15 protein-coding genes are annotated in these 16,237 nt (G+C 35.4%); 6 read left to right on the forward strand and 9 right to left on the reverse strand.

What is annotated here, in order from left to right:
• Nucleotides 1–34: 34 nt before the first annotated feature.
• On the reverse strand, nt 35–1,057 hold the full coding sequence (locus ACOCEA_RS01480; protein ID WP_420754420.1) for a PorP/SprF family type IX secretion system membrane protein: 1,023 nt from the start codon (nt 1,055–1,057) through the stop codon (nt 35–37).
• 123 nt (nt 1,058–1,180) lie between these two features.
• Between ACOCEA_RS01480 and ACOCEA_RS01485 the strand changes: the two genes are divergently transcribed.
• The 6 genes from ACOCEA_RS01485 to ACOCEA_RS01510 all read left to right on the forward strand — a co-directional run bounded on the left by ACOCEA_RS01485 (nt 1,181) and on the right by ACOCEA_RS01510 (nt 7,177).
• A complete protein-coding gene (locus ACOCEA_RS01485; RefSeq protein ID WP_420754421.1) occupies nt 1,181–2,089 on the forward strand; it encodes a NifU family protein in 909 nt (302 codons plus the stop codon).
• A gap of 66 nt (nt 2,090–2,155) precedes the next feature.
• Complete coding sequence (locus tag ACOCEA_RS01490) at nt 2,156–2,356, forward strand: dodecin family protein (protein ID WP_420754422.1); 201 nt, start codon at nt 2,156–2,158, stop codon at nt 2,354–2,356.
• Between the two features lie 133 nt (nt 2,357–2,489).
• Complete coding sequence (locus ACOCEA_RS01495; protein WP_420754423.1) at nt 2,490–4,523, forward strand: thioredoxin domain-containing protein; 2,034 nt, start codon at nt 2,490–2,492, stop codon at nt 4,521–4,523.
• 196 nt (nt 4,524–4,719) lie between these two features.
• Nucleotides 4,720–5,544, forward strand: a complete 825-nt coding sequence (locus ACOCEA_RS01500; protein WP_420754424.1) for a mechanosensitive ion channel family protein — start codon at nt 4,720–4,722, stop codon at nt 5,542–5,544.
• Between the two features lie 120 nt (nt 5,545–5,664).
• Nucleotides 5,665–6,357 (forward strand): hypothetical protein, encoded by a 693-nt coding sequence (locus ACOCEA_RS01505; protein WP_420754425.1) that lies wholly within the window; start codon nt 5,665–5,667, stop codon nt 6,355–6,357.
• Nucleotides 6,344–7,177 carry a hypothetical protein gene (locus ACOCEA_RS01510; RefSeq protein WP_420754426.1) on the forward strand — a complete coding sequence of 278 codons (834 nt, stop codon included), beginning with the start codon at nt 6,344–6,346 and terminating at the stop codon, nt 7,175–7,177. The genes ACOCEA_RS01505 and ACOCEA_RS01510 overlap by 14 nt, the downstream gene beginning before the upstream one ends.
• A 14-nt stretch (nt 7,178–7,191) precedes the next feature.
• Here the strand turns inward: ACOCEA_RS01510 and tsaB are convergent, their stop codons facing one another.
• The 8 genes from tsaB to ACOCEA_RS01550 all read right to left on the reverse strand — a co-directional run bounded on the left by tsaB (nt 7,192) and on the right by ACOCEA_RS01550 (nt 16,236).
• Nucleotides 7,192–7,866, reverse strand: a complete 675-nt coding sequence (gene tsaB, locus ACOCEA_RS01515) for a tRNA (adenosine(37)-N6)-threonylcarbamoyltransferase complex dimerization subunit type 1 TsaB (RefSeq protein WP_420754427.1) — start codon at nt 7,864–7,866, stop codon at nt 7,192–7,194.
• Nucleotides 7,867–7,954: 88 nt separating this feature from the next.
• On the reverse strand, nt 7,955–9,304 hold the full coding sequence (locus ACOCEA_RS01520) for a TolC family protein (RefSeq protein ID WP_420754428.1): 1,350 nt from the start codon (nt 9,302–9,304) through the stop codon (nt 7,955–7,957).
• 74 nt (nt 9,305–9,378) lie between these two features.
• Nucleotides 9,379–10,503, reverse strand: a complete 1,125-nt coding sequence (locus ACOCEA_RS01525) for an efflux RND transporter periplasmic adaptor subunit (RefSeq protein WP_420754429.1) — start codon at nt 10,501–10,503, stop codon at nt 9,379–9,381.
• Nucleotides 10,504–10,546: 43 nt separating this feature from the next.
• Nucleotides 10,547–11,803: an ABC transporter permease gene (locus ACOCEA_RS01530; protein WP_420754430.1), complete on the reverse strand. Its 1,257-nt coding sequence runs from the start codon at nt 11,801–11,803 to the stop codon at nt 10,547–10,549.
• A gap of 1 nt (nt 11,804) precedes the next feature.
• Nucleotides 11,805–13,034 carry an ABC transporter permease gene (locus ACOCEA_RS01535; protein WP_420754431.1) on the reverse strand — a complete coding sequence of 410 codons (1,230 nt, stop codon included), beginning with the start codon at nt 13,032–13,034 and terminating at the stop codon, nt 11,805–11,807.
• Nucleotides 13,027–13,728 carry an ABC transporter ATP-binding protein gene (locus ACOCEA_RS01540; RefSeq protein ID WP_420754432.1) on the reverse strand — a complete coding sequence of 234 codons (702 nt, stop codon included), beginning with the start codon at nt 13,726–13,728 and terminating at the stop codon, nt 13,027–13,029. Before ACOCEA_RS01540 ends, ACOCEA_RS01535 begins: the two co-directional genes overlap by 8 nt.
• Nucleotides 13,729–13,826: 98 nt before the next feature.
• Nucleotides 13,827–14,942 carry an efflux RND transporter periplasmic adaptor subunit gene (locus ACOCEA_RS01545; RefSeq protein ID WP_420754433.1) on the reverse strand — a complete coding sequence of 372 codons (1,116 nt, stop codon included), beginning with the start codon at nt 14,940–14,942 and terminating at the stop codon, nt 13,827–13,829.
• A 34-nt stretch (nt 14,943–14,976) separates the two neighbouring features.
• Nucleotides 14,977–16,236, reverse strand: coding sequence for an ABC transporter permease (locus tag ACOCEA_RS01550; protein WP_420754434.1), 1,260 nt, complete (start codon nt 16,234–16,236; stop codon nt 14,977–14,979).
• Nucleotide 16,237: the final 1 nt, after the last annotated feature.

The raw sequence follows: 16,237 nt of genomic DNA on the forward strand, positions 1-16,237 counted from the left end.
ATGAAAGGTCTTTTCTTTTAAGGGAAGACCTTTTTTATTGTGCTGCCGGACAATAGCAATCGTATTTACGCTCTGTTTGTCCAAAATCATACCCAATTGTTATTTGGTGAAAACCTCCATTATCAAATCTGATATCTCCCATTTGGTAAGAATAATTATAGGACACCAAGAAATTTTTAATGTTCGCCCCAATAATTGGTGTAATAAGCTGCAAACGCTGCTCACCAAATCCTGTGGAAGTTTGGTATTGGGCACCATCAAAACTTCTTCTATAAGAAAGTCCGCCCCAGACACGACCAAAATCTACATCTTTATAAAGTTTGGCGTTCACATCTAAAGTTTTTTCACGGGTAAACTCGGTAAACTGAAACAGGACTGATGGTTCAACTTGCCATTCACTCTTCCCGAAAACGTATCCACCAGAAACTAAATATCGCCGAATATTATCTATGACCAACTGATCGGGGTTGTCCTGTCTATCCCTATAATACACATTACGCTGACTTCCTGTTAACGCATTGGTAACTGCAAAATGAGCATAAAACTCCATATAATTATAAGAGAGCCCTAAATCCACATTAAAATAAGACGCACTCAATTTAATACCTGAAACAGATGGATCTGGAATTACCGACCTAAAATCGGTTTCATCTAAACTACTTTGCAAAATTGTCCCACTTAATCCAAAAGATAATTGGTTAAGTACCCTTATATCATCACCACCCATTCTTAAGTGATGCGCGTAAGTCATTTTTAAACCTGTTTGCGAATGATAACCATTGGCGTCATTAAAAACTATGGCTCCAATACCGCTTGGACTATCACCCAATCTAAAATGTGCATTTATGGTCTGTAGGCTAGGAGCATCATCTACATCAAACCATTGCTTTCTTGCTGTAGCCCTAATTTTACCTCCTTGACCAATTCCTGCCATAGATGGGTAAACCAAATAATAGTTATCCGATAAATAATCAAAATATACTGGAATCCCTTCCTGTGCATAGGACTTTAGTCCAAAAACAAGGAATGAAAACACCAAAAACAGCTTTAATTTCATATTGGGAAATGAGGCTACAAATTCAAAAATGTGCTAAATATAAAGTATAACGACATTACAGTAACATTATTATATAGCCTTTTACTTAGATTTCCTTTGTATTTTTGTTGAAAATTTTTGAAGATGAAAGAGTATTCTATTACCGTAGTCAAAACAAACAATCCTAATATATTAAAATTTGAAACCAATCATATATTAGTACATAGAAAAAATTATGAGTTCAAAAATATTGATGAGGCTAAAAATTCACCTTTGGCACAGCAATTATTTTACCTCCCTTTTATAAAAACTGTCTATGTTTCCGGAAATTTTATTGGTCTTGAGCGTTATGACATTGTAGAATGGGAAGACGTAAAAGACGAAGTGGCACAACAGCTAGTTGAGTATTTAAATGTAGGTGAACCTATTGTAATTGAGGAGGACACGGACAAGCCTATTGCGGTTACTGTTTATGCAGAGGTAACACCCAACCCTTCTACAATGAAGTTTGTGGCTAGCAAAAAAATCGTGGGTTCTACCTATGAGTTTAAAAATATTGATGAAGCAAGAAATGCGCCATTAGCAATGGCCTTATTTCAATTTCCTTTTGTAAAACAAGTATTTATAGATGAAAACTATGTTTCTGTTTCCAAATATGAAGTAGCGGAATGGGATGATATTACCATGGAATTACGTGAGTTAATACGCAGTTTCATAGCGGATGGCAAAGATATAGTTTTGGATAATGCCACAGCAGTTGGTAAAGTTGTGCAAACCGAAATTGGACAATCGGAAACTAAAATAGAATACGATGACACCTCTAAGGAAATTATAGCCATATTAGACGAATATGTAAAACCAGCAGTAGCTAGTGATGGCGGCAACATTCTTTTTAAATCCTATGAAGAAGAGACCCGTACGGTGAATGTTGTATTACAAGGAGCCTGTAGTGGATGCCCTTCCTCAACTTTTACATTAAAAAATGGCATAGAGACCATGCTTAAGAATATGATGGGGGACAAAGTAAATGAGGTAGTAGCTATAAACGGATAAATCCCAATACTAGGTTTTTATTGCGCTTTAATTTTTGTATTTTGTAGGAAAACAAAAACACTAATTATGGCAGTATTAAAAGTAATCGAAGTCTTAGCAAATTCAGAAAAGAGTTGGGAAGATGCAGCAAGCAATGCTGTAAGTCAAGCCTCTAAATCAGTAAAAAACATACGTTCTGTATACATCAACGAACAAAGTGCAACTGTAGAAGACGGCAAAATGGTCAACTTTAGGGTCAACGTTAAAATTACTTTCGAAGTAAAATAATTTCGGACCCTTACATATTAAAGCGCCTTCAGGGCGCTTTTTTTGTTCATACGCAAAATAAGGTGAATTCTCCGAATTTCATTTCCTTTTTGGTTTTTGCTTTTCCTTTAACGCTAACGACAAACAAACAACTATGGAGCACAAATACACTAATGCGCTAATTAATGAGACCAGTCCTTATTTATTACAACATGCCCACAATCCTGTTAATTGGGAAGCCTGGAATCCTTTGGTTTTAGAAAGAGCTAAAAATGAAAATAAACCTCTACTTATAAGCATTGGGTATGCTGCGTGCCACTGGTGCCATGTTATGGAGAAAGAGTGTTTTGAAGACGAGACGGTGGCAAAAATCATGAACAATAATTATGTTACCATTAAAATAGACCGCGAAGAACGCCCCGATGTAGACCAAATTTATATGGATGCCTTACAGTTGATGACCGGAAATGGCGGTTGGCCCTTAAATATTGTTGCCCTGCCAGATGGTAGGCCATTCTGGGGCGCAACCTATGTACCTAAAGAAAAATGGAATGAAGCATTGCATGCCTTAAGTGAACTATTTACAAAAGATTCTAAAAAAGTAAAGGATTACGCCACTAAATTAAATCAAGGCATAAAAGAAATTAATCTGGTAAAAGCAAAAACCAGTGAAGTAAGTTTTACCAATGATGAGCTAGATGTAACGGTGGGCAAATGGAGCACGTTTTTTGATACTTTCTTAGGCGGATACAAAAGAGCTCCAAAATTCATGATGCCAAACCATTTGGATTTTCTACTTCATTATGCAACATCTAAAAAAAATAAAAGTATTCTAGAGTATGTCAATACGACGCTTACAAGAATGGCCTATGGAGGTGTTTTTGACCCAATTGATGGTGGTTTCTCAAGATATTCAGTAGATACGAAGTGGCATGTTCCCCACTTTGAAAAAATGCTTTATGACAATGGGCAACTTACCAGTTTATATAGTAAGGCATACGCGGTTACAAAAAATCCATTGTATAAAGAAACGGTCGAGAAAACCATTGCATTTATTAACAATGAGCTTATGGATAAAAATGGTGGATTTTATTCATCCTTGGATGCGGACAGCTACAATGATAAAGGCGAATTGGAAGAAGGTGCTTTTTACGTATGGACCGAAGATGAACTAAGTTCCGCTTTAGGTAATGAACTAAGACTATTTAAAGATTATTACAACATTAATTCCTATGGTTTATGGGAAGAAGACAAGTACGTACTTATTAGAGATAACAACATTTCAGAAATTACTTCAAAATATAGTCTGTCCACTCAAGAAATAAATGAACAAATAAACGATGCCTTAAAAAAATTAAAGAAAGCAAGGGACGGTAGAGATAAACCGCGCTTAGATGATAAAATCCTAACATCATGGAACGGATTAATGCTAAAAGGACTTACTGATGCCTATAGGTATTTAGGCAATGATGACTATTTGAAATTGGCATTAAAAAATGCAGATTTTATTTCAGGTAAAATGTTAAAAGACGACGGTGCATTATTTAGGAACTATAAAAATGGAAAAAGCTCTATAAATGGCTTTTTAGATGATTATGCCACCATAATTGACGCCTTTATTGGACTCTATGAAGTAACTTTTGAAGAAAAATGGCTATTCCAAGCCAAAAAAATAACCGACTTCACAATTATCAATTTTCGCGATGATATTAGCAGTATGTTTTTCTACACATCCAAATTAGATGATGAATTAATAAGAAGAACGATTGAAGTAAATGACAATGTTATTTCCTCATCCAATTCTATCATGGCAAACAACCTTTTAAAATTACACAAGGTTTTCCACACAGAAGGTTATGGGGCCATGTCTGATAAAATGTTGAATAATGTACAGGACAACTTCGTTCAGAATGCTCAGAACTATGCTAATTGGTTGCATTTAATACTATATAGAAACAACAATTTTTATGAGATTGCCATAGTTGGCAAAAACTATAAAGCTATGGGCAAAAAACTTGCAAAAACTTACATTCCCAACAGCATACTACTCGGAACTGAGAAAGACACAAGTAAATTAGGTTTGTTACAAAACCGCTTTGTAAAGGAAAAGAGCTTAATTTATCTTTGCATTGAAGGTTCTTGCAGACTTCCGGTGACAGATACAAAAGCGGTGCTTAAACAATTATAAGACATTATAGTTTTGGAACAACAATCTATTTATGACACTCAAATCCATCTAAAAAAAGAGCTTGGATGAACACATAATAAAAGAAGCTTTGATTCAAATACTAATTTACCTTAGGCATTAACAATTGTTTAATTAAATTTTCTTGATTTAACCCTTATGTTTATCTAAGTTGGCTTCAAATTAGAAAAAAGTTATCATGCAAAGATTTACAGATTATCAAGAACATATAGACAATGCCATAAAATGGTTTTGGGATGCACTTCCAAATCTGGTTATGGCCATTGTACTTCTTTTAGTAGGTACCTATATCATACGATTTATCAATAGAATGGTTCGAAAATTTTTTATAAAAAAAGATTATGACCCATCCTTGGAAACCTTTCTACAAAGCCTAATATCCATTGGTCTTAAAATATTATTATTTGTTCTGGTTATTACACAATTAGGCGTACAATCTTCATCCTTAGTTGCTATTATTGGTGCAGCAGGTTTGGCAATTGGCCTGGCATTACAAGGTTCCCTTGCCAATTTTGCCGGTGGTGTACTCATACTACTTTTTAAACCATTCAAAGTTGGGGATTTTATTTCTGCCCAAGGAGTGGATGGCACAGTAAAGGAGATTTCAATTTTCACTACCAAACTAAATACATTCGGAAATCAAGTCGCCATAATACCAAACGGACAATTATCAAACAACAACATTATAAACTATAATGCTGAAAACACGAGAAGGGATAAAATTGATGTTGGTATTGGATATGGCTCCAATATTAAAACAGCAAAAAACATATTACTACAGATCTGTGCTGACCATGAGAACATTCTCAAAGAACCCATACCAGAGGTATATGTGGGTGAACTAGCAGATAGCTCGGTAAATTTAACTTTAAGGTTTTGGGCAAATAATGATGTATTTTGGAAAGCACACTTCTATGTTTTGGAGGAAATAAAATACAGATTTGATGAAAATGATATTGAAATACCATTCCCGCAGACTGTGATGCATCAAGTCAAGACATAAGTAAAGCTCTTTAACTATAAGGATAACCTCAAACTACATTTTAGTATTAGGGTTAATTTTTTCACAAATACTTGTAATTCAGATAATTATTTTATATTTTTTTGAATAAATTCAATGGTTATGAAAAAGATAATTTATTTGTTCTTATTTGCTTCGGGTTTTATTCAGGGTCAAACTATTGGTAACGGTGATGGTATTACTACTGATACACAAGCCGGTATAGTCATCAAAGAAGTTCCTATCAATGGCAGTGTATATATCAATGATCTTTATAAAAAAGGGACAACACTTATCAATGACATTTCTAAGACAGATGCTCTAATGAGATATGATGCATTTCATGATGCTGTGGAAATCTTAGACGAAAATGGGACAGCTAGAAAACTTCTAAGAAGAAAGCAGATCAAAGCTATATTTGATGGTAAAACATACGAGGTTGTTGAATACCAAACAGGTGAAAAAACTAAATTAGGGTATTTCAACCCCTTAAACGAAGGGCGTACACAACTCTACTTTAAGCCTAAAAAAACATTCATTCAAGCAGAAAAGCCAGACAATGGCTATGATACCTATACCCCTCCACATTATAAAGATATATCTGCATATTATGTAAAAACTGGGGAAAGCCCCGCACAAGAGGTTAAATTAAACATGCGGTCAATTCTTAAAATTATTGGAGACGGGAATGAAAGTTTAAAACAGTTTATAATAGACTACAATTTAAATTTGAAGAAAGTAGAGGACATAATTCGTTTAATTGAATATCACAATACTTTTGATAAAGAAACTAAAATCACACATGAAGATAGCTGATTATCTTTGTATTAATGGTATAATTATTTTATATAACCAAAAATGTGAAATCATAAGAAAATTATTTTTTTTAGCCATCCTTTGTTCTTCCCTATCATTTGGCCAAGCATCTAATTTAGGTCCTTCGCCAGGTTATAGCGACTTTAGTTTTGCTTCCAATTTTGTAGCTGGGTTCAGTATAGCTGGATCAGATTATGTAACTGGGTTCAATATACGTGGATTGAATAATAATCGTGATGTTGCCATTGAAATAAAAGACTCCCCATTTCTTGATGACGATTTTAAATTGGGGAAAACAACTATTCATAACAAATCCGGGTTTACTGCTAGGATGAGATACAATGCAAGTAAAGAAGTGATAGAGTTTTTAGATGACAATGAAACCGTTAGGGAGTTATTAAGAAGACCTGGTTTTTCTGCTGAATTTGACGGGAATACATACATGATTTTTGATTATATAGTCGCCAATAATGGTATTCAAAAAATGGGTTATTTCAACCCCCTAAACAAAGGCAACATACAGTTGCTTTATAAGCCTGAAAAGAAGATGAAGCTAAGCTCATATTCCTTTCAAGAAAGAAAATCTGCTTACTATGTAAATACTTCTTCTTATTTTATTAAAAAACAAGGCTTACCAGCAGTAATGGTAGCTTTGAACCAAATGGATATCATAAAACACTTAGGTGAAAAATATGAAAAACCTTTATATAAATATATTACAACAAACCATCTTAATCTAAAAAAAGAAGGCGATGTCATTAGTTTAATCGAGTTTTATAATGCTATGATAGCATCACCAACCGAGGAACAACAGAGCTAAAAATAGCTTTTAAATTATTTTTTTTTGGTAGTCAATATAAAATCCTTTAGGTAATAGGGCTCAAAATAAGCTACATCTTCAAAATCCCTATTATTCAATTTTTCATTGGATAGGATTGCCATATCATTTGCTGATGGAACTATTTCTGAATGATAGACCAGATTATCTTTATTAAGCACAGATTTAATCTTTTCTGCCCCGCTACCTACAAAATGGACTTTTTGATACTCCAAATAATCACTAAAGGAATCAGGCTCGATAATTTCAGCCTTGGTTTCCCTAATTTGATTTAATTCAGAATCAAAAATTGCCGCATACACTTCCATTCTTCTGGCATCCAAAACGGGTATAATGATTTCGTTTTCCATTACATCAATCTGGGAAGCCATACTTTTTAAAGTAGCAATGGAAATCAATGGTTTGTCCAAAGCATAACATAAGCCTTTGGCAGCAGACACCCCTATTCTGAGTCCCGTATAGGAACCAGGGCCTTTACTTATTGCGATAGCGTCAAGTGCCGAAAGCTCATAACCTGCCTCTTCCATACACTCTTTAATAAATACATGCAGTTGCTCCGCATGCGAGTAGTTTGGTGTGTTGTTTTCCCTAACCGTCAATATCTGTCCATCTTTAGCTAGGCAAACGGAGCAGTTGGTAGTGGCAGTTTCTAAGTTTAATAAAAGTCCCATACATCAAAGATATAGAATAGCCCTAAATAAAAAACCTGCAAGTGAAGAACTTACAGGTTTTTTAATATCTAATTAGCACTAAACAAAATTAGTCCAGTGATATGGGAATCCCAAAATAGAACTCCAAGATTTTAAGTCTGAAAATATAGGCATATTTAGTTCGTACCACATCAGCTTCGGCATTATCCACTCTTGCTTGTGCCTGACTAAAATCGAAAGAATTCATCAAACCAACATCAAAACGTTCTTTAGAATATTCATAAGCCAAGCGTCTTGCTTCCAAAGTTTTTACGGCCGCTTCATACGCTTTAAAAAATGTTGTTACATCTACATATACCTGATTAACAGTATTCTCCAAATCCAACTTATCTTGTTCAAATTGTAATTTAGTTTTCTCCAAGTTAATTTTTGAACGACTTACATTATTCCTTGTGCTCCACCCATTAAATATGGGTACATTCAATTGGGCACCATAAGATATACCATCAAATATCCACAATTGGTCCGAAAAATCTGGTGTGAATGGCACTCCATTAGCATCTGGTATTTGTGTAACATCTGAATATCTTGTTCCATATTGAAAAAAACCAGATAAGGTAGGAGCATAAGCACCTTTGGCGATTTCTAAATCCTTTTCCGCAATGTCCACATTAGATTTTGAAAATTTAATATCATTTCTAAATTCCAGGGCTTTCGCAAAAATTGTCTTTGCAGAATTGTTTAAAATATCGGACGGTGGAATTTCAAATGATTCATCTGCGATATCAAAATTTTCATAATCCGTAATCTGCAATAACTGCGCAAGGTTAATTCTTGAAATTAATACCAAACTCCCATTATTTACAATTTGTTGTTCTTGATTGGCTGCGGTAGCCTCTATGTCCAATAAATCACCTTTAGGCACTACACCGGAATCCACCAACTCCTTAGTTCGTTTTAAATCCTGTTCTGTAACTGCATATTGAGCTTGTGATACTTTAAGCGCCTCCTTGTTTGATAAAATCTGCAAGTATGCATTTGCAACGTTTAAACGAATGTCATCTTTCAAGTTATCCAATCTGTACTGACTTGAGATTGCCGCTAATTTGGCCCTATTTACACGCTTTATATTACGTAGACCATCGAATAAAGTTACATTTGAACTAAATCCTGCGTTAATATTAAATGCTGTACTATTCGTAGGCAGGTTGTTCGTTGGATTAATGGAAAATCCAGTATTACTTGACATTGACGTGCTAGCATTTAAGTTTGGAAGTAAATCTCCGAAAGCGTCTTTTTCGTCAATTTTCACATTCTCCAAGTCCAACTCAAACTGTTCAATGGTCAAATTATTTTCAACGGCATAAGCTACACATTCCTGCAATGTCCATTTCCTATTTTGGGCCATACTAGTCATAACCGAGAATAAAACAAGAAGTGTGGTAATTTTTACTTTCATGATTTTAGTGTTTTTAAAACCAAAGATTTATTATTGGTTTTATGATTCGTTTTTTGATTTGATTTTGATTGATACTAGTTTCTATTTGGACCATTATCTTCACTTTTGGCCTCTAACTTATTCCATACTTTAATTTTCGCATTCTCATCTATACCGGATACGATTTCCACATCAATACCGTCACTAACCCCTAAGACAAGTTCCTTCTTCTCAAATTCATTCTCACCGGTCTCTACCTCTACATAAGGTTTATCCGTTTCTTTATCAAACTGCAGCAACGCTTCCTTTATAGAAAGAACATCCTTTTTCTCCTCTAATACTATAGATGCATTTGCACTATATCCCGCGCGTACATTGGTGCTATCCGTGACAACTAGATCCCCTTCTATCTTAAACTGCACGGCACCTTCTTCCTCTACGCCCTTTGGTGCAATAAATTTTAGCTCTGCATTAAATTTTTCGTTTTCCAAAGCACCCATACTAATTTCCAAAGGCATTCCTACTTGTAACTTTCCTACCTCGGCTTCATCTACCTCACCTTCAAAAATCATCTTAGACATATCTGCAATGGTGGCAATGGTAGTACCATCATTAAAATTGTTACTTTGGATTACCTGATCTCCTTCTTCAACAGGAATTTCTAATAAAGTACCAGTAACCGTAGCTCTAATATTGGTGTTGGCACTTGTAGAACCCCCAGCTGAACCTAGTCTAATAATCTGATAATCAGCTCTTGAATTTTTAAGTTCTTGCTCAGCTTGATTGTAGGTTAGTTGAAGATTATTAAAATCTTGGCTAGAAATTACTCCTTTATCAAAAAGTGACTTATTCCTTTCAAACTCAATTTTTGCATTGTTCAAAGCTAATTCCGCATTACGAACCCTACCGGCAGCTTGATTTAAAGATTGTTCATTAGGCACAACTTTAATTACGGCAATTAAATCCCCTGCATTAACCTTAGCACCTTCTTCAAGATAGATTTTCTCAATAATTCCAGAGATTTGTGGCTTAATTTCAATTTCATCCTCAGGAATAACCTTGCCGGTCACCACTACTTTATTCACTATATTTTTTTTGACTACTTCTTCCGTATCATATGTCTTTAAAGGAGTACTGTTCTTTTTAAGAAAATAGGCTACTGCCGCTAGTATTCCAATTACCGTAATTCCCAGTAATACGTATTTTACATACTTGTTCATGCTCAACTATTTGATTGTTATTTATTCTATTTTGGTTCTTGTTTTATTCTTCTCGTAATGCATCTATTGGCTTAATTCGTATGGCCCTATTTGCCGGTATAAGCCCAATTAAAACACTTAGGCCTATCATTAAAACAAACGAGACAAAAAATTGGGGAATATTTACCATTAAATTATAGAATGGTATATTACTATCCTCACCTATCATAGTATTGACTATTGCCAAAAATCCTACAGCGATCGCGAAACCTACGAATCCTGCAAAAACAGTAATAACAATAGATTCCAATACAATTTGACGTTTCACTACTTTAGGTGTTGCTCCCAAAGCCCTACGAATTCCTATTTCCTTGGTACGCTCTTTTACGGTTATCAATAAGATGTTACTAATGGCAATAACACCTGCTAAGAGGGTAAGAATACCAACAAAGAAAGAAATGCCTTTTAATACGCCCGTAAATGCCTGTACATTGTTAAAGACCTCTGATAAATCAAAACTTCCTATCGCCCTTTCATCAATTGGATTGATGTCATATTTGGTCTTTAATAAGCTTTTAATTTTTCTTTCTATAAGGGGGACCTTTGTATCAGGTTGAACAGAAATGGCCATCCATCCCATTCTATCACCAGAACCAAAAGCTTTTTGAAAAGTACTAAAGGGAATGTAAACAGAATTTTCACCATCGATCCGAATATTATCATTTGGTCTATAAATACCCACTATATTAAAAAACACCCCATTAATACGTACATCTTCCCCTATGGCATTTTCTCCCTTATCAAAAAGCAGCTTATAAGTTTCCTCCCCTATAACACATACCTTTTTAGAATCTTGCATATCACTTATATTAAGAAACCTGCCTTCTACCAGTTTCTTTTTCATGATGTCATCGATATTTGGATAATCACCATAAACTCCAGAACCACTAGTTCTACCATTTCTGTATACAGTAGAAATACCATTATGGCTTCCTAATTCTATTCTGGGCGCCAATACCTCTATTTCCTTAATTTGTTCCTTTATAATTTCTGCATCCTCTAATTTAAATTGGATTCTACGACCTCTTTCAAATCCTTTATATGGTTCCGAAGTACTTTGACTCCAAATAAACAAACTGTTTGATGCTGTACCGGCAAAAATTCTATTAAAACCATTGCTCATACCATTCGCCCCTCCCAATAAAAGCACCAAAATAATCATGGCAATAATCACCCCTAACATGGTTAAAAATGTGCGAAACATATTCTTGCCCAATGTGGCAAAAATCTCTGACCATAAATCTTTATCGAATAACCACATATTATTTATCGCTTAGTGCTACTATAGGTTTAACTTTTGCGGCTTTCATTGCTGGAATCAACCCTGCCATTACCCCAGCAACTACCAATATAATTGTAGCAGTTACCACAGTAGACATACTAACAGAAGGGTTTGCGAATGCATCAGATTTAATACTTGGACCAACCAAAGCCAAGAGGCCCGTAGCTATTGTTAAACCAATAAAACCAGATAACGTGGTAATAAAAACTGATTCAAAAAGTACTAACTTAATTATTTGCCACGGTTCTGCGCCCAAAGCCTTTCTTACGCCAATTTCTTTAGTTCTCTCTTTGATTATAAACACCATAATATTCCCAATACCCACGATACCTGCCAATAAAATAAGTAGACCAACAATGATGGCGGCAATATCTAGACCGCCAGTAAAATTGCTAATATTCTCAAAAATCTCGGCGTAATTAAAAACCCTAATCCCAGCTTGATCTTGAGGAGCAACCTTAAACCTTCTTTTGAATACACTTTCCAATCGTCCTGAAAACTCCAAGGCCTTGGTGAGGTCGTAATTGGGGTTATAGGTCAGTGCGATTTGATTAATCTCATCAGTCTGTCCATAAATTCGTTGAAACGTACTGGTGGGAGCATAAATATTCCGCTCGGCATTATCATCGCCATCATCAGTAAATGTTCCAATAACCCTAAAAGGCAAGCCATTAAACTCTACAAATTTCCCAATGGGATCTTCCTTTTTAAATAAATCCTCCGCTACTTTTCTTCCAATTACCGCAACCTTTGATTTATTTAATTGATCATTGGTATTGATAAAACGTCCTTTATTAACTATGGTCTTTTCAATAATCTGATGCTCAGGATATACGGCTTGCACATTATAGCTACCTGTTTCACTTTTATATCTTGCCGAAATATTTTGATATATCCTAGGACTGATGTATTCAACATCTTTAGGAAAACTTTTTTTAATATAATCAACATCTTCATTGGTCAACTGGATTCTTCTACCAGCTTCAAACCCGCCGTAGGCAATAGATGTTGTTCCGGTACGGATAAAAATAGAATTAGTAGCATCATCACTAAATTGTCCAGTAAATCCGTTTTGCATACCATTTACAGAAGCCAGTAAGAGCACTAAAATAAAAATACCCCAACCCACGGAAAATCCGGTCAAGAATGTCCTTAATTTGTTGTTCTTGATACTGTGAAATATCTCCTGCCAAATATCCGTATCAAACATATTGCTCAGCCCTAACCTGTTCTATTTTTTTGTCCTCAATTATAACTCCATCCTTTAAATGCACAATACGCTTGCACATATCGGCTATATCCGGTTCATGGGTTACAATTAGTATGGTGTTGCCTTGATCGTTTATTTTCTGGATCAAGTCCATTACCTCATAGGATGTTTTGCTATCCAAAGCACCTGTAGGTTCATCTGCCAACAATACCTTGGGCTCCGCAGCCATGGCACGGGCAATGGCAACACGCTGTTTTTGACCACCAGAAAGTTCACTGGGCAAATGTGTAGCCCACTCCTTTAAACCCACTTGTTCTAGATACTTTAGCGCCTTTTCCTGTCTTTCCTTTCTGTTTACTTTTTGATAATACAACGGTAGTGCCACATTTTCCGCAGCACTTTTATAATTGATTAGATTAAAGGACTGAAATACAAAACCCAAAAACTTATTTCGATATCTAGCTGCTTTAGTTTCATTTAAATCCTTGATCGGTACGCCATCCAAAATATATTCTCCAGAATCTGAGCTATCCAACATTCCAAGAATATTAAGTAAGGTAGATTTACCAGATCCAGATGACCCCATTATAGCTACCAGCTCTCCTTCCTCTACATTAAAATTGATGCCTTTTAATACATGGAGTGAATTTTTGCCCATTTTATAGGACTTATGAAGATTTTTAATTTCAATCATGTTGGTTATTATTTTGAACAATTAACGAAGTAACGTCTGTGCATTAGACTTAACATGGTTTAAATTGTTACATGAATATTGTATTATTTTTAATTAATTTAATTCTGTGCAAATTCATCAGGCTTAACCTCATTCCACACCTTGATTTTTTCATTGGCCACTATACCTGATTTTATTTCAACATGAATTCCATCACCAATACCCAACTCAACATCCCTACGCTCAAACTGTTGGTCGCCTGTTTCTATTTCCACAAATGGTTTTTTGGTTTTATCATCAAACTGCACTAATGCTTCCTTAATTGACAAAACGCTATCGGCGCGGGCCAAGATAATGGATGCATTGGCACTTAGACCTGCTCTTATAAATACACTATCTTGACGCTTTAATGTTCCTTTGATCTCAAATTGGATAGCACCATTCTCTTCTTTACCTTTTGGCGCAATGTAATCCAGAACCGCATCAAACACCAAATCCTCAATTGCGCCTACCGTAATTTCCAATGGCAAGTCTTCCTTTATTTTTCCCACTTCAGACTCATCAACCTTTCCTTCAAATATCATTTTCTCTACATCTGCAATAGCAGCAATGGTAGTACCTTCATTAAAATTATTACTCTCAATAACTTGATTCCCCACTTCCACCGGCACTTCCAATACCATCCCACTTACGGTTGCCCTGATTAGGGTATTGGCTGCATTGCCATAACCCGAAGTGGTACCCGTTTTAACAATATCATACCTTTTATTAGCGGCAGCATAAGATTGTTTAGCTTGGTCGTAACTTACTTGAGCCCTTTCTAAATCTACTTTTGAAACAACTCCCTTATCAAAAAGTAAGGTTTGTCTTTGCAGATTTCGTTTTTGATCATCCAATGCAATTTTAGCCTCATCAATACTATTTCTAGCATCATTTAACGCGTTTAAGTTGGGCACCACTTTTATCTTGCACAGTAAATCGCCAGATTTCACAAAATCACCACCTTCTACATATATCTCTTCTATCACACCAGATATATTTGGCTTGATCAAAACCTCTTCTAACGGCAATATACTTCCGGTAGCCATGGTCTTTTTAATAATGGTTTGTTTAGAAGGTTGTTCTGTTTTATAGACAACAGGGTCTTCTGCATTCTTTTGATACAAATAGTACATAGACCCACCAAAGGCTATGAAGATTATAAGAAGTATGGCTATTGTTAATGATTTTTTCATTTTTTGATTGGTTTACTGTTTATGATTGATATTATTATTCTGTTCTTAAAGCTTCTATGGGCCTAACTTTTATGGCACTTTGTGCTGGGATGAAACCTGCCAATAATCCTGATACGACCAATATGAACAATGCTACCACAACTACACCTAGACTAACACTTGGGTTTATGAACATATCTACAGGCCCAATTGCATCTAAAACGGCATTGATGCCATAGATAAACGCTGCCCCAAAAATAATTCCAGCCATACCTGACATAATCGTCAAAAAAATAGATTCCATTAATATTTGCTTTTTAATAGACCAAGGGTCTTCTCCAAGAGCTCTTCGTATCCCAATTTCTTTGGTACGTTCCTTAATTACAATTAGCATAATATTACTTACCCCAATAATTCCCGACAGTAATACCAAAACCCCTACAAAATATGCCACCCACCGTAGTGCACCGAATAAACTCTCTACTCGGTTAAACTGCTCATACAAATCAAAATACCCAACGGCCCTTTCATCATCTGGGTGTATTTTTCTATTCTCCTTTACTACGTTAACAATCGTTTCCTTTAAATTGGAAATTGAACTACCGTCATTTGCTGTAATAGCCATCCATCCAACATCATTTCCTGTATTAAAGGCTTGTGAAAAAGCCGTAAAAGGAACAAATATTTCTTTTTGACCTTCCTCACCATCACCATTATTGTTTTTCTTCTTATAGCTTCCAACCACCATGAAATTGACCCCCTGAATTTTGACATAGGTTCCCAACACTTCTTCTCCTTTATCATATAATTCATTTTTAACACCCTCTCCAATAATCGCTATTTTACGTTTATCATTGATATCATTCTGATTTATAAATCGCCCTGCGGTAATGGTCATAGGCTCCTGCTTAATTATTTCCGGATAATCTCCATATACGTTATACGCACCCGTTTTCAGTCCCCTCACCACATTATTGCCCCCTCCAAAACCTCCTAATTGATTACGTGGTGAAATAAACCTAAGATTAGGCACTTTATCATTGATTGCTGTTACGTCCTCCAGTTTAAAACTATAGCGTCTACCCTTTGGCAAACCCTTGTAGGGCTTAGTAGTATTTCGGGACCACATAAACATGGTATTGGTCGCAATGTCGCCAAAATCTGCCCGTATTCCATTTTCCAAACCTTTACCGGCAGCCAAAAGGATGATTAGTATAAATATCCCCCACCCCACACCAAAGGCCGTTGCCAGTGTTCTAAAAACATTGCTAGAGAGTACTTCTATAATTTCTTTCCAACGATCTTTATTGAACATG

Origin of the sequence: Maribacter luteocoastalis, assembly GCF_048890225.1 — a bacterium.
GTDB classification, from domain to species: domain Bacteria; phylum Bacteroidota; class Bacteroidia; order Flavobacteriales; family Flavobacteriaceae; genus Maribacter; species Maribacter luteocoastalis.

Bases quoted from the DNA above. Each gene is read 5' to 3' on its own strand.
- ACOCEA_RS01500 (WP_420754424.1), top strand. From the start codon at position 4,720: ATGCAAAGATTTACAGATTATCAAGAACATATAGACAATGCCATAAAA.
- ACOCEA_RS01505 (WP_420754425.1), top strand. From the start codon at position 5,665: ATGAAAAAGATAATTTATTTGTTCTTATTTGCTTCGGGTTTTATTCAG.
- ACOCEA_RS01485 (WP_420754421.1), top strand. From the start codon at position 1,181: ATGAAAGAGTATTCTATTACCGTAGTCAAAACAAACAATCCTAATATA.
- ACOCEA_RS01520 (WP_420754428.1), bottom strand. From the start codon at position 9,304: ATGAAAGTAAAAATTACCACACTTCTTGTTTTATTCTCGGTTATGACT.
- ACOCEA_RS01530 (WP_420754430.1), bottom strand. From the start codon at position 11,803: ATGTGGTTATTCGATAAAGATTTATGGTCAGAGATTTTTGCCACATTG.
- tsaB (WP_420754427.1), bottom strand. From the start codon at position 7,866: ATGGGACTTTTATTAAACTTAGAAACTGCCACTACCAACTGCTCCGTT.
- ACOCEA_RS01535 (WP_420754431.1), bottom strand. From the start codon at position 13,034: ATGTTTGATACGGATATTTGGCAGGAGATATTTCACAGTATCAAGAAC.
- ACOCEA_RS01550 (WP_420754434.1), bottom strand. From the start codon at position 16,236: ATGTTCAATAAAGATCGTTGGAAAGAAATTATAGAAGTACTCTCTAGC.
- ACOCEA_RS01525 (WP_420754429.1), bottom strand. From the start codon at position 10,503: ATGAACAAGTATGTAAAATACGTATTACTGGGAATTACGGTAATTGGA.
- ACOCEA_RS01480 (WP_420754420.1), bottom strand. From the start codon at position 1,057: ATGAAATTAAAGCTGTTTTTGGTGTTTTCATTCCTTGTTTTTGGACTA.
- ACOCEA_RS01495 (WP_420754423.1), top strand. From the start codon at position 2,490: ATGGAGCACAAATACACTAATGCGCTAATTAATGAGACCAGTCCTTAT.
- ACOCEA_RS01545 (WP_420754433.1), bottom strand. From the start codon at position 14,942: ATGAAAAAATCATTAACAATAGCCATACTTCTTATAATCTTCATAGCC.
- ACOCEA_RS01540 (WP_420754432.1), bottom strand. From the start codon at position 13,728: ATGATTGAAATTAAAAATCTTCATAAGTCCTATAAAATGGGCAAAAAT.
- ACOCEA_RS01510 (WP_420754426.1), top strand. From the start codon at position 6,344: ATGAAGATAGCTGATTATCTTTGTATTAATGGTATAATTATTTTATAT.
- ACOCEA_RS01490 (WP_420754422.1), top strand. From the start codon at position 2,156: ATGGCAGTATTAAAAGTAATCGAAGTCTTAGCAAATTCAGAAAAGAGT.